10 protein-coding genes are annotated in these 13,786 nt (G+C 42.8%); 5 read left to right on the forward strand and 5 right to left on the reverse strand.

The genetic code is table 11. The features are described 5' to 3' along the window. The 3 genes from ACYVTD_RS00835 to ACYVTD_RS00845 all read left to right on the forward strand — a co-directional run. On the forward strand, positions 1 to 1,778 hold a 1,778-nt coding region (locus tag ACYVTD_RS00835; RefSeq protein ID WP_461245882.1), incomplete at its 5' end, for a tetratricopeptide repeat protein. Further along, on the forward strand, positions 1,775 to 2,044 hold the full coding sequence (locus ACYVTD_RS00840) for an ACT domain-containing protein (RefSeq protein WP_461245883.1): 270 nt from the start codon (positions 1,775 to 1,777) through the stop codon (positions 2,042 to 2,044). The genes ACYVTD_RS00835 and ACYVTD_RS00840, both read left to right, overlap by 4 nt. Before the next feature lie 106 nt (positions 2,045 to 2,150). After that, positions 2,151 to 3,512, forward strand: a complete 1,362-nt coding sequence (locus ACYVTD_RS00845) for a DUF711 family protein (protein ID WP_461245933.1) — start codon at positions 2,151 to 2,153, stop codon at positions 3,510 to 3,512. A gap of 103 nt (positions 3,513 to 3,615) precedes the next feature. Here the strand turns inward: ACYVTD_RS00845 and ACYVTD_RS00850 are convergent, their stop codons facing one another. Together ACYVTD_RS00850 and ACYVTD_RS00855 are read right to left on the reverse strand one after the other, a co-directional pair. Next, complete coding sequence (locus ACYVTD_RS00850; RefSeq protein ID WP_461245884.1) at positions 3,616 to 4,911, reverse strand: hemolysin family protein; 1,296 nt, start codon at positions 4,909 to 4,911, stop codon at positions 3,616 to 3,618. A gap of 2 nt (positions 4,912 to 4,913) precedes the next feature. Then, on the reverse strand, positions 4,914 to 6,098 hold the full coding sequence (locus tag ACYVTD_RS00855) for an HD-GYP domain-containing protein (protein WP_461245885.1): 1,185 nt from the start codon (positions 6,096 to 6,098) through the stop codon (positions 4,914 to 4,916). Positions 6,099 to 6,185: 87 nt separating this feature from the next. Between ACYVTD_RS00855 and ACYVTD_RS00860 the strand changes: the two genes are divergently transcribed. Together ACYVTD_RS00860 and ACYVTD_RS00865 are read left to right on the forward strand one after the other, a co-directional pair. After that, a complete protein-coding gene (locus tag ACYVTD_RS00860; RefSeq protein WP_461245886.1) occupies positions 6,186 to 7,076 on the forward strand; it encodes a hypothetical protein in 891 nt (296 codons plus the stop codon). Next, complete coding sequence (locus tag ACYVTD_RS00865; protein WP_461245887.1) at positions 7,073 to 8,293, forward strand: pyridoxal phosphate-dependent aminotransferase; 1,221 nt, start codon at positions 7,073 to 7,075, stop codon at positions 8,291 to 8,293. The genes ACYVTD_RS00860 and ACYVTD_RS00865 overlap by 4 nt, the downstream gene beginning before the upstream one ends. A gap of 71 nt (positions 8,294 to 8,364) precedes the next feature. On the opposite strand, the gene ACYVTD_RS00870 is transcribed toward ACYVTD_RS00865, so the two are convergent. The 3 genes from ACYVTD_RS00870 to ACYVTD_RS00880 form a co-directional block, all read right to left on the reverse strand. Further along, positions 8,365 to 9,930, reverse strand: a complete 1,566-nt coding sequence (locus ACYVTD_RS00870; protein ID WP_461245888.1) for a 6-hydroxymethylpterin diphosphokinase MptE-like protein — start codon at positions 9,928 to 9,930, stop codon at positions 8,365 to 8,367. Next, a complete protein-coding gene (locus ACYVTD_RS00875; protein WP_461245889.1) occupies positions 9,927 to 11,156 on the reverse strand; it encodes a 6-hydroxymethylpterin diphosphokinase MptE-like protein in 1,230 nt (409 codons plus the stop codon). The genes ACYVTD_RS00870 and ACYVTD_RS00875 overlap by 4 nt, the downstream gene beginning before the upstream one ends. 179 nt (positions 11,157 to 11,335) lie before the next feature. After that, positions 11,336 to 13,765, reverse strand: a complete 2,430-nt coding sequence (locus ACYVTD_RS00880; protein WP_461245890.1) for a hypothetical protein — start codon at positions 13,763 to 13,765, stop codon at positions 11,336 to 11,338. Between the last annotated feature and the right edge of the window lie 21 nt (positions 13,766 to 13,786).

Raw genomic sequence — 13,786 nt, forward strand, 5'->3', positions numbered from 1 at the left:
ACAGAGCGTTAAATCTTCTTGACGGTCTTTTAATCGACAACCCTGACGATGAAGAAGCTCTTGCGCTTCAAAGCGCCATACTTAGTATGGATCGCAATAACAGCAACGGAACGGAAGCCTTAATCGAAGCGCAGCGTAGATTTCTTGAGGAACAACAACGGCAAAACGCCGCAATGGTTTCCAATATGCAGAGGGTAAACGTAAACGCAAGCGCCGATTCTACCGCAAATTCAAAGTCAGCGGCGGAAGCTGAAGCCGCCGCCGCGCGCAGAGCCGCCGCAGAAGCGGAAGCGGCGCGTAAAAAAGCGCAAGATGAAGAACTGGCTAAGACAAGCCGTGAAATGCAAGAGCTTATGCGGAAGGTAAATAATCTTGTCGCTGACGGCAAGGCAAGGCTTGCTTCAGATAACTATTCAGGCGCGGTGCAATTATTTAACGAAGCTAAAAAAATGCTTCCGCCCGGAGAGTCTCGTTTTGACGCTCAAAAGTTATCTGAAATAGCAGACGCATATTATGATTATGGTTCAAAAAATTCAAATTCCGCTAATGGAAAAGAAGCGACTAACAACGCGTCGCAGTTGGCAAACGAAGCTATATCGCTGGATTCGTCTCAGGCTTTGCCGCATTATGTTGTGGGGCGTATTGCGCGCGATGTTAACCAGAATGAAAAAGCAATAAGCGAATTCAGAGAAGCGGCGCGTCTTGATTCTACAAACGCCATGTACTTCCACGATTTGGGAAGAGTGTTATTTATGGCGAAACGTTATTCCGAAGCCAGAGACAATTTCCAGACGGCTACAAAAATAAATCCTGGGTATGAACCTTCATGGTACAATCTTGGCGGAACATTGCGCGCATTGAATCGCCCCGATGACGCTCTAGCGGCGTACAGGCAGGCTGTAGCCGTAAAAGCCGATTATTCAGCCGCGCACCGCGAAATTGGCAGGCTTCTTTTGGCAAAGGGCGATACGCAGGGCGCGATAAAATCTTTTACTAGCGCGTTACAATCGAATCAAAATGATTTTAATACAATATGCGAATTAGCCGCCGCTCACAGTCAGGCAAGAAATTTTACAGAAGCGGAAAATGTTTTTGCAAGGGCGATAAAAATAAACGCTTCTGATCCGCAGACAAATTACAATATGGCTGTAGTAAAATTGGAATTAAAAAAGAATAACGAAGCGCTTAGTTTTGCAAAAATGGCTGTAGACTCAAGCCCTAACAACGCAGTTTATGTATACACATTGGGGCTTGCGTGCGAGGCAATAGGAGCGTCAGATCAGGCTATTGCGGCGTACAAAAAAGCGGCGTCTTTAGACACAAAGTACGCGCGCCCCAGAATTAACCTTGGCAATCTTTTTCTTGCCAATGGAAATACTTCCGAGGCTATTTCATGGCTTAACGAAGCGTATTCAGCCGAACCGTCTAACTTTGAAGTAAATAACAATTTGGGCGCGGTTTACGCTAAACAGGAAAATTGGTCTTCCAGTATTAATCATTATGAGCGGGCTTTAAATGTAAAACAGAATGATCCTATAGTGCGTCTTAATCTTGCCCGCGCCTACACAGGAGCAGGCGATCTTCAAAAAGCTCAGAACTCTTACCAAGCTGTATTACGTTTAACACCAGATAACTGGGACGCTATGTACGAGCTTGGAATGACATGCGTATCGCTTGGGCAGACTGCCGACGCTAAACGTTATTTGCAGGATTTGGTAAGCCGCAACCCCAATTATTCGGGAAAAGCCGAAGCGGAAAGGATATTAAGAAGTTTATGAACGCAATAATTACAGTTGTAGGAACCGATAAGGTTGGAATAATAGCTAAGGTATCCGCTTTTTTGGCTGAACGAGGCATCAATATTGAAGACATATCGCAGACAGTTTTAAGCGGCAACTTTGTAATGATGATGATGGTAAGCCTAGGCTCCTGTTCAAAAGCGCTTGAAGAAATAAAAAAAGAACTTGCTACGTTAGGGGATACGCTCAATGTAAGTATCAGCTTGATGCACGAAAAAGTTTTTTCTACTATGCACAGGATATAGATGAAGAATATAACCACGAACCACACGAACCAATGCGAACCAAGAGATATTTTCTTGGGTTCGCTCCGTGTTCGTGTGGTTCGTGGTAAAAAAAATAAGGGATATTATGTTATTTACGCCGTTTGAAATTAAAGAAACTGTTGATATGTTCATGCGTTACAAGCTGGACATACGCGCAATAACGCTAGGTGTCTCTCTTTTGGATTGCATAGGCTCTACAGGAGAAGCGACACGCAAAAAAATACGCGAAAAACTTTTACGCGTCGCAGGTTCGCTCGTAAAAACAGGCTGTGATATTGAGACCGAATACGGCATTCCAATTATAAACAAACGCATATCTGTTACTCCGATAGCCCTTGTCGCCGCTTCTTGCGAAGAAAAGGACTATACGCCTTTTGCCAAAACTCTGGACTCCGTAGCGAAAGAATTAGGCGTTGATTTTATCGGCGGTTTTTCCGCTCTTGTTCAAAAAGGGATTTCCTCAGGCGATGAAAAACTTATCCGCTCCCTGCCTGACGCTCTTTCGCAAACTGCTCAAGTTTGCGCTTCTGTCAATGTGGCGGCGACAAAAAGCGGCATTAACATGGACGCTGTGCGTTTAATGGGCGAAATAATTAAAAAAACGGCGGAAGCTACCGCCGACAAAGACGGAATAGGTTGCGCTAAACTGGTTGTCTTTTGCAACGCTCCCGAAGATAACCCATTTATGGCGGGAGCGTTTCACGGAGTAGGGGAAGCTGAAAGCGTTCTTAACGTGGGAGTATCGGGACCGGGCGTAATAAAAGCCGCCATTGAAAACTGCCGTGAGATGACTTTTGACGCATTAGCTGACACTATCAAAAAAACAGCTTTTAAGATAACTCGCATGGGGCAGCTTGTAGGAATGGAAGCCGCTAACCGCATAGGAGTCCCCTTTGGCATTTTAGATCTCTCCCTAGCGCCGACTCCGGCTGTAGGCGACTCTGTAGCCAGAATACTTGAAGAAATGGGGCTTGAAGCCGCCGGAACTCACGGCACAACTGCGGCGCTTGCGATGTTAACCGACATGGTAAAAAAGGGCGGCGTAATGGCATCTACCCATGTAGGCGGCTTTTCCGGCGCGTTTATTCCAGTCTCCGAGGACGAAGGCATGGTGGCTGCTGTAAAAAACGGAACAATCTCCCTTGATAAACTTGAAGCGATGACATGCGTCTGCTCAGTAGGATTGGACATGATTCCCCTTCCCGGCGACACAACACCCGCTACAATCGCCGCAATTATCGCCGATGAAATGGCAATCGGCATGGTGAATAACAAAACAACCGCCGTGCGTGTAATTCCCGTCCCTGGCAAAAAAGCAGGAGAGTGGGCGGAGTTCGGCGGTCTTTTAGGCGGCTCTCCAATAATGGCTGTTAACAACGCAAAGAGCGACGCCTTTATCAACCGTGGCGGACGCATTCCCGCTCCGATTCACAGTTTTAGGAATTAAGAAAATATTTTCCCGTGAACTACAGGAACAAACATGAACAACGACAAGATTTCGGAGAATGAGTTTGTGATGTTCGTGTGGTTCGGTTAATTTGTTTCGGTTATCATTCTTGAACGGGCAATTTAGTAATTAATATCTTATCTATTCTATTGCCGTCTTTATCTAAAACTTTAAATTTGTATCCCTGATAATTAAAACTGTCGCCAATACGCGGGAGCTCTCCTGCGATATGCAGAATAAGTCCCGCAAGTGTGTGAAAATCTTTTTCCTCTTCAAAACCGGTAAGTTCCAGCGCTTTTGCCGCATCGTCAATATTAAGCGTGCCGTCCGCCAAGAAACTGCCGTCTTCCTGTTTAATGAGCGGTTCTTCACTTACGGCGGAAATTGAAAGCTCTCCGACTATTTCTTCAACTAACGATGTAATGGAAAGAAGTCCGGCAAGCCCGCCGTATTCGTCCATTACAAATAAAAAGTTTGATTGCCCCTGCTTAAAAGAGCTAAACGCTTTTATAGCCGGCATTGTTTCGGGAATAAATTGCGCTTTTTTCATTATTGCGCGTAACCCAAAAGGCGTCTTTAACGCGTGATCAATTATAATGTCTTCCGTGTAAACCGCGCCTACAATCTCGTCCGGGCTTGCGTTTACAACAGGGAAACATCTCTGTTCTCGATATTCAACCGCTTTAGCGCGGATTTCGTCATAAGGGGAATTAATATCCAATAATTGAATTTCAGAGCGGTGGGTCATAAAAGCTCGCACGGGACGATCCCCAAGATAAAAAACGCCCTCTACCATGTCGCGTTCCCCGCTTTCTACAACGCCTGATTTTTCGCCTTCTATAAGAGTGTTGCGCAATTCATCTTGGAGCTCAGCTTCTGTAATGTTGCTGTCGTCAATTTCAGAACGGATTTTTGAATTAAAAAACGAATTAAATTTTATTGCAGGAAGTATAAAAGGTATCATAAAAAAAGAAAAAAACTTCATGGCAGGTAAAAGAAGAGCGGCTATTTTTTCAGGTTTTGCGTTTGACAATAATTTTGGAAGGTTGTCTCCCAGTAGTGTGATAATTACGCCTAAAATGATTATATATAAAGCAATAAAAAAAGGAAGAAAAGTAAAATTTACTGAATGTTTAAACATAGCGATCAAAAATGATAAAACCGCTATTGCGGGAAATACGGCAAAAACTTTAAATATATTGCCCCATAAACGGCAGGAAAGCGATAACTTATGCGGAGCTTCCAATGTTTTTAGAACAGCCTTGTATTTCTTTGCCTCTTCTTTTTCTAAACGTGTTTTTCTGCATAAACTTAAAGCCGAATCAAAAAGAGAAAAAACTCCGCTTAAAATAATCAGTGCAAACGTGATTAATATAGAGATAAATAAATGAGAATCCATAACTAATTGTTGATCTCCATGCGTTTAAGCGGACGAACAATTGTCAGTACATCAGGAGCGGTTTGTACCGTTTTTATTTTTCCGTCGGGAGTGAATTCGTCAAAAACCTGTACAATTGGGAAACGCGGATTTTCGGGGTTTACGTCTACAACCTGACCTTTTTTTCCGTTAGATAAAAGCACATAAAGACCGATTGGGTAAATAGACAGACACAGAACAAGCGCTTTTACTATCGTATCGTCGTATTGTTTACCTTCGTTTTTTAACAATTCTAACATTCCCGTATAGCCGTCTTTGGCTTCTTTGTGCGGTCTCTTGGAACTTAACGCCTCGTATGAGCAGGTAACGGCTATTATTTTTGAATACAGGCTGATTTTTTCTTTAAACAATTTTCGCGGATAACCTGTTCCATTTTCACGTTCATGGTGTTCAAGCGCCGCTAAACAAACTGGAAGCGGAAAGTTAAAAGACTTAAGCATACCGTAACCAAGAACAGGGTGTGTTAAAATAGCTTTTTGCTCAACAGGATTAAGCGCCCTCTGGCTTAAATAAATATTCGACGGTAATTTTAACATTCCCGCTTCATGCATTAAAGCGGCTACTCCAAGCTCTATTAAGCGGTAGGTTGGCAGTTTAAGGTATGTGCCTATTATCATAGAAAGTATGGTTGTTCGCACCGAATGTGTGGCAAGATAATTTTTCCCTTCCGCAGGTTCAATATTTTTTAAAATCCTCATTAAAAAACGACGATCTTCTTTTATGTACTCGGCTATTTCCTTAATTTTTTCAGTTACTACTTTTTCGTCCAACTCGTCGGATACAGACGCTTTAACAAACATATTTTCCACATAGAAAAGAAAACTTGAATAAAATTCCTCAGCTTTTTTTAACTTGTCAAAATCTGTTTGCTGAGAAACTCCCGCTACTGTTCCTATTCCTACTCCTGTTCCGGCTCCCGTTCCTGTTCCTGCTTCTGGAATATAAGTGCCGGCTTCTCCGCTTCTGACGTATTCATTGCTGCTTTCACCTTCGCTGTATACAGTTTTAAAACTCCATTTATCCAGTAATTTTAATAACTCATCAGAAAAAGGAGTTTCCGGCGCGGTAAGCACAAACGCTTTATCAAGATAAACCGGTTTTGAGAAATAACAGTTGGGTTTTATATCTTTTACAGTAAAATCGTTCATTCTACCCCCTGGAATAAATAACAAACCCGGCATTGTTGACGTAACATGCTCTTTCTTTTATTATATCTATTATTAGGAGAATTTTCATTGAAATTCAAATATTTGATAATCGCTTTTAGCGTATTAATCATAATTATCGTTTTAATTACAGCGTTATTACCTTTACTATTCTCCGGACATGGAAGTGCGGTAACTTTCCGATACATTACTTTACCGCTTCTATTGTTCATGGCTATTCTCCTTATCTGCATGAGCATATTTTTCTTCTTTAATTATCGGCTTTTTTCGCTGTTAGAAAGAGAGGATTGGCCCGCTTTAGCGTATTATTTAGAGAAAAAAATCTATGTAAAACACAGATATTCCAACCGAAATGTAAGGCTTTTAGCCAGTTCTTATCTGGTAATTTCGGACTTTCCGTCGGTTTTAAAGCTGGAAAGTAAGGCTGTTTTAGCCAAACCGTCTGTAATTGGCAAAAATATACTGATTTTCGGCTCCGCAAGAGTTTTAAGCGGCGGTTATAAAGAAGCTGCTACTTTTTTTAACTCGTATATTGGAAAATGCAAGAAAAAAGATAAACAATGGGTTCTTTGGTTCTACGGTTTTTCACAGCTTTTAGGCAGCGACTTTAAACAGGCGGAGTCTGAATTTTCCTCGTTGGCTGTTTCTTCAGATAATGTTTTGATAACGGGGCTTTCAGCGTATTTTTTGCAGACTTCAATAGAAAAACATTCTTTAACTCCCCAAAAATGCCATGAAACGGCAGAAAATGGTCGTGAACGCGTGAAAAATGCGATAAATAACGCTGATAACTGGAAAAATGAAGCGGAAAAAATGGGCGCGGAAATACATATTGCCATAATAAAAAAATATATCGATGAAGCCGGAAAATGGCTTTTTACCGAAAAGCCCGCCGAGCCGCCGCTTTATGTTGATTTGCCGCCTGTTGCTGATGATAATGTGGAGAAAGAAAGCCAATGAAAAAGATAGAAAAATCGACAAAATTGGAAAATGTATGTTACGACATACGCGGACCTGTTCCAAAAGAAGCAAGACGAATGGAAGAAGAAGAAGGGGTCAAAATAATTAAACTCAATATAGGCAGTCCCGCCGCTTTTGGCTTAAATACGCCCGATGAAATTGTCCACGATATGATTGTAAATTTGCAAAACGCTCAAGCGTACGGCGAGTCACGCGGACTTTTTTCCGCGCGTAAAGCCGTAATGCAGGACTTCCAGTCCAAGGGAGTAATGGACGTAGGTATTGATGATATTTTTATTGGGAATGGGGTAAGCGAGTTAATATCTATGTCGATGCAAGCCCTCCTTGATTCAGGCGACGAAGTTTTGATTCCAATACCCGATTATCCCCTGTGGACGGCAGTCGTTACTCTTGCAGGCGGCAATCCTGTTCACTATCTTTGCGATGAATCTGCAGGTTGGAATCCCATTTTGGAAGATATTCGCTCCAAAATTACCCCGAAAACAAGGGCGATTGTAGTAATTAACCCCAATAACCCGACAGGCGCGGTTTATGACCGCTCCGTTTTGGAAGGAATCGCCCAAATTGCCAGAGAAAAAGACCTAATCGTATACGCCGACGAAATCTACAGCCGTATCACCTACGATGACGCTGTACATATTCCATTTTCCACGATAGCGCCTGATATTTTAACAGTTAGTTTTGACGGATTAAGCAAGGCATGGCGGGCGACAGGTTTCCGCGCCGGTTGGATGGTTCTTTCCGGCGATAAAAAACGAGCCGCAGGATATGTTGAAGGGCTTGATATGCTTGCAAGTATGCGTCTTTGCCCCAATATGCCCGCTCAATACGGCATTCAAACCGCTCTTGGCGGCTATCAGAGTATTAAAGACTTAATCCTTCCTGGGGGCAGATTAAGAGAGCAGAGGGACACGGCGGTTAACATGGTCAACGAAATCCCCGGTCTTTCCGTGGTAAAACCCAAGGGCGCTCTTTATTGTTTTCCAAAAGTAGACATAAAACGCTTTAATATAAAGAGCGATGAAAAATTTATGCTGGATTTACTGCACGACCAACGCCTGCTACTTGTGCATGGAACAGGCTTTAACTGGAAAGAACCAGACCATTTCCGTATCGTTTTCCTTCCAGACAAGACAACTCTTACAGATGCCATGCGCAGATTAGGAAAATTTTTAGAAAAATACAGGCAAATTTAATTATCTTTTTTTTCCTTCATTCGTGAGCGTACCGAAGTTACGCAATTCTTGTTGTTCTTGATAAAAAATTCTTAATGTGTTTCCAATATTTTTTCTATTTGATTAATACAATGATTTTTTGTCTCTTCAATTAATTCTGCGGCTGTTTTATTGTTCGTGCTACGGTGTTTGATGGCGGCGGCTGTGGGTAGAAGCGTTGTAAAAATTTGTCTTTGTTTTTCATTTAATTCGCTTGCGGGCAGAGCGACTATGTCGTTACGGTACTGTTCAAGAAACTCAATACCGCTTTTTTTTTGGTTCTCTGTAGCGCCAAAAGTGTAATTTTTATTGTTAGCGTTATGTGCTACTTTATTTGTCAGGTTAATTGGAGCGCCTTCTCCTTTAAAGGCGCTGATTTGCGCGTCCATTGCCGCCGCTTTTTCTTCCAATTTTTTTCTGTAAAAACGAAGTGACGATGTTTCATGATAAATTTGGTTTTCGTTTTCTTTTGGCAAAAAAGGACTACGATACAAAAAAGTTGACATTTGCGCTTCCGCAGGGGAGAGGCGATTTTGCCTTCTGTTAAAGTAAGGGTAGACGTATGTTCCCCTTGCGTAAGTTTGAGAGCGGACATAAGAAAAATCCGCGCCAAAGAGCGTTATGTGTTTTGCTCCGAGCGTTTGCGCAAGGGATAGACAGGCGTAAGTTACATTACCGCCTGAGGTATCAAGCAGAGGCAAAGAGCGCCAGTAACGCGATATGTACAACGCACGAGGGTGTCCGATAGAAAAAAAGACAGGCCAAGTTGCAAATCTTGAGAGCCATGTCGGCCTTGCGATGTCCAAAATCAGCGGAATTTCGCGTATGTTACAGCCAAAGAAATGATAGTGGCTGATATGTTGGCAGTCAATAGAAACTACAGCGTCAGGCTCAATGTTGTTATGCAAAAGGACGGGCAGGGCGGTATCGGAGCAGATAATAAAAACGCCTTTAGAGCTATATTCCGCAAGAGCGGTTATTTGCCCGTCAAGCGAAGGACCTGCCGCTACAATTGCTGCTTTATCTGTTTTTTTTACGCAAAAAGATTGATCCGCAGTTTCCGCTGTTTTTATGTTGCGTATAATGTTGGAAAACCAGCGAAGCCCAAAATGCGCCTGAACGCTAAAGTCCGAGGCGGCAATGTCTATCGCTTCCTGAATAACAGAGGCGGCTTTCTCAAACTTTTCTGAATCATGCTCTGTTCTTGTCCGCATGGGGAGCACTTTAATACCGCCCTGTAGAGCGGGGTTGTAGTGTTCAAGGATATATTTTTTTATTTCATCTAATGTAAAATCAGTTAAAAGGCTAAAACGTCCGTTGCTTAAAAGCGGCGTGTAGTCTTTTGATGATAAAAGTTCTTTAATGCCGTCTTTGTTAAAGTCTATTACAACAATCTGTGCACTAGTATTGGAAAGGGCGAGTTGTTGTGCAAAGCCGCCGCAAAGACCCAAAAAAATCACGAAGCCTGTATCTTGCGGTATGGTAGACACAAGCCTCTGCGCTTCGCGTATTGGGTCAATAGTAGAGTGTAATGGGCGAGATGAGCCGTCTTTTGTAATAATTGCAGGGACTATTTCACCTGTACGGGAAGTTAAAAACGTATAATGGGTATTATTCATGTAAGCGCCTTTATACAAGTTTCTTTTAATACGGTTTCCAATTCCTGCTCCGTTACTTCATTTTCGCCTGAAAAAAGCAGAGAATTAAGTTCCCTTTTTATATTTTGCGAATATTCTGGATTTTTTAAGGCGTTAAGCAAGGCTTGTATTCCATTCCGGCAAAAAACATTTGAGTTCTCAACTTTTACCGCTTTAAAAAAATCATCAGTCTTTTTTATACTGCTATGCGTGGAAGGTTCTCCGTGTTCAAAAATTTTATTGCCGCCTATAGAATATATCCGTTTTGACCATTTATTTAGCTGTTCCTTAAACCATGAAGCGTATATGTTCATGCTTCCACCTTCGTGAAGCAGTCTTGAACGTGAGTAACTTTCCGAATAAAAAGGAACAAAACGGTTAGCTCTACTGTAAAATAAATTGTCAAAACCGTACGGTTTTGCGTGGGTTCTTATGTCGCTAACTGAAAAATCCAAACCGGCAAGATAGATGTTTCCGCTTGAAAGAACCAAAGCAAGCTCCACGGCGGTTGCGGTTACCGTGCCTCTTTGCGGAATAATTACAGAAGGCAAATTGAGCTCATGAAGAACAATGTTTTGCCAAAAACTGCCGTCGTTTAAGATTAATTGCGCGTTGTTTGCGCATTGAGAGGGCAGGGCGGCACAGAGGTTTACGGCAAAAGCGGAAGTGTTTGAGTATTTTTTATCTCGGTAAAAAGGGTAAATATGTTTTAACGCCCAACTGCCGCCGTCTGTCGCAATGACAAGATCCGCAGTTATACCCGCAGACGACAGCGCAAGAACTGAAGAAGACGCGGCAATGATAATGCAGTTACCCTGCGCTTTTTGAATAACAGGCAAGGCTTGTTCAAGGCTTGGACCTGATCCTGTAACAATAACGGGAATTTCCATTTGCCTGTATAAAAGAGTATGATTAATATTACCGATGTTTTTAAAAAAGTTTTTAATCCATCTTTTTCCAAAGACGGCTGTTGTTCTTTTTTCAGCGTCCGCGCGTTTTAAGAATGCGGCGACAGCGGAGAGGGTTTTTACATAAGCGTCTTTAAAGTAATTAAGAGACGGACGCCATTCAATTACGCGGATACTGTCGGCGCTGATATTTTGAATATGAGTTTCTAAAAACTTATAAATTTCTTCGGTATCAAGGCTTGTTAGCGTGTGTACGTCTTGAAGGGGTTTAACTTCAAAGTTTTCAATATGAAGAACCAATATTTTGCTTTCTTTGAATCTTTCGCGTAGTACGGGAATTAAATAACCTAAGCCCGGCTCAATTAAAATAAAACATTCCGTTTGTTTGTTTAAATTTAAAGAGTCAATATAACGCTGCGCTTCCGCCTGAGGATTGTAACGTGAATGAAGTTGTGCGCCAAGCTCAGATAAATCGGCGATTATACCAGCCCCAAATCCTTAAAGAGTTTCTTGTAGGAATCGAAGTATTCTGATTTTGCGAACTCTTCGATTTTTTCTTCCGGTAATGATTCAAGAAGTTGATCCATGTAACTTAAAATATTTCTAAGCTCTGATCTTAAACCTGAAGGAATGACAAATGGAGACTTGCCTCCGACTTGTCCGCCGCCTCCGCCTCCTCCTGCTGCAACTATAGGAGCGCTGGCTTGAGGAGCGGGCTGTTGCGCAGGTTGTGGCGCAACTTCTTCCTGAGCGGGCGCAGGAGCTTTAGCGGCAGGCTGTGGAGCGGACGCTTTTTGTACAGGAGCTTCTTCCGGTTGCGATGCGGTATCACCAATAGAAGAAAAATCGTCTAAAGTATCTGTATCGGAATCAAGTGACAAATCGTCAAAAGAATCCATGTCAAAATCTTCTCCGTCTAAAGAAGGTTCCGCTAATTCGTCATTAATAAGATCCGTTGATAATTCCGGTTCGTCGATTACCGCGTCTGACAGATCTAATGATTCATTTTCAAGATAATCGCTGTTGTCGGGAGTTTCTGTTATGGGTGTAGCGCCTTCTTCGCGCAGTTTGTTCAATTCATCATCATCTTTAGCTTTGGCGATTGTTTCTGAATCTTCCTGTGAAATGTCGGCAAAATCGTCTATGGCAAGGTCGCCTGCGGCTGTGTCGTCGTCTAACGAAATGCCTGCAAAATCATCGTCGGCAAGACCGGCGTCGTTTGAAGCAGGGGCATCTGCCGCAATGTCATCTGACGCAAGGTCATCTGACGCAAGGTCATCTGACGCGAGGTCATCTGACGCGAGGTCATCTGACGCGAGGTCATCTGACGCGAGGTCAGGAGAAGAAGTGTCATCTAACGAAACATCTGCTGACGCTTCGTTTTCTGATGTTTTGTTATCAGATGAAATGTCGGCAAAATCGTCCATAGCAAGGTCGCCTGCGGTTGTGTCGTCGTCTAACGAAATATCGGCAAAATCATCGTCGGCAAGACCGGTGTTATCTAAAGCAAGGTCATCTGATGCGAGGTCATCTGACGCGATGTCAGGAGAGGAAGTGTCATCTAACGAAACATCTGCTGACGCTTCGTCTTCTGATGTTTTGTTATCATCAGATGAAATGTCGGCAAAATCGTCCATGGCAAGATCGCCTGCGGTTGTGTCGTCGTCTAACGAAATGCCTGCAAAATCATCGTCGGCAAGACCGGCATCGTCTGAAGCGGCGTCGTTTGAAGCAACATCATCTGTGGCTGTTTCGTCTAACGAGATGTTCGCAAAATCATCAGAAGCAAGATCGGCGTCGTCGGTTTTGGCTTGTTCGTCTGCCGTATTGCTTGTATCAATGTCTATGTCAATATTATCAATATCATCACTGGAAGGCTCTGGCTTATCGGCGGGGTTTTTGTCTTCCGCAAAGTCATGTTCCGGTGTTTTTTCGGGTTCCGATTCTTCGGGAAAATCCGCCGAGTTAAGGATATTGTCTAGTTCATCGCCTGTAAGCGCGATTGTTTCATCGTCATCATCATCATTTATTTCGTTGCTTATCTCGTTAGTTGTTTCGTTATCAATGGTTTCCGGTATTCCTTCTTCTGTAGTTCCGCCGGAGCTTAATATGTTGTCAAGCTCATCGCCTGTAAGCGCAATTGCTTCATCATCGTCATCGGAGAAGAAACCGCCCCCCTCGTCGGTTTTCCCTTCTTCGGCGGGAAGAGAGCGAATGTTGGCAAATTCTTTTTTAAGGTCTGTAAGTTCGCTTCTTATTGATGAAAGCTCTGTGGCAATCTTTTTAAGAAGATGAGTCGAAACATTCCCATCGCCGTCTTGAGCGGCGTCTAAATCGCTGGAAATAGAGTCAAGGTTGTTTTCGATTGATTTTACAGTTGGGATACTTAAATCTTCAGTGTCAAATTCATCGTTATCCGCTTTGCTGTCTAAATCATCAATGGCTAAACTGTCATCGCTGAAATCATTTGTTTCTTTTTCATCTCCAGACGAGGGAAGTTCAAATTCATCAAAAGAAGTGTCTTCTATGTCGATATCTTCGCTTCCAGATTTCGCGCCGAGGCTGTCGTCATTAGGTATACTAAGATCCGATAAATCTTTTTGAGAAGTTAAAGGATCGTCATCAAGATCAATGTCTATATCGTCATCGGGGAATTCAACTTTTTCAGCTTTTGGGCTTCCTGCGGCTCCGCTAACGTCGAATACCGCGTCGTCAAAAGTTAATGATTCGTCGCTGTCGGTTGATTTCCCTGATGAAGGCAAATCAAGATCATCTAGACCGGAAGATAAACCGTCTTTATCAAGAACTTGGGGTTCGCTCTTTACCCATACGCCGTATTCGTCCAGATCTTTTGCGCTGCCAATATGTGCGCGATCAGAGTATATCGAAGGTTTTTTATTACTAGCCATGAACCGCTCCCTAAATTAACA

It is taken from the genome of Treponema sp. R6D11 (genome assembly GCF_054786075.1).

Bases quoted from the DNA above. Each gene is read 5' to 3' on its own strand.
- ACYVTD_RS00840 (WP_461245883.1), top strand. From the start codon at position 1,775: ATGAACGCAATAATTACAGTTGTAGGAACCGATAAGGTTGGAATAATA.
- ACYVTD_RS00845 (WP_461245933.1), top strand. From the start codon at position 2,151: ATGTTATTTACGCCGTTTGAAATTAAAGAAACTGTTGATATGTTCATG.
- ACYVTD_RS00850 (WP_461245884.1), bottom strand. From the start codon at position 4,911: ATGGATTCTCATTTATTTATCTCTATATTAATCACGTTTGCACTGATT.
- ACYVTD_RS00855 (WP_461245885.1), bottom strand. From the start codon at position 6,098: ATGAACGATTTTACTGTAAAAGATATAAAACCCAACTGTTATTTCTCA.
- ACYVTD_RS00865 (WP_461245887.1), top strand. From the start codon at position 7,073: ATGAAAAAGATAGAAAAATCGACAAAATTGGAAAATGTATGTTACGAC.
- ACYVTD_RS00870 (WP_461245888.1), bottom strand. From the start codon at position 9,930: ATGAATAATACCCATTATACGTTTTTAACTTCCCGTACAGGTGAAATA.
- ACYVTD_RS00880 (WP_461245890.1), bottom strand. From the start codon at position 13,765: ATGGCTAGTAATAAAAAACCTTCGATATACTCTGATCGCGCACATATT.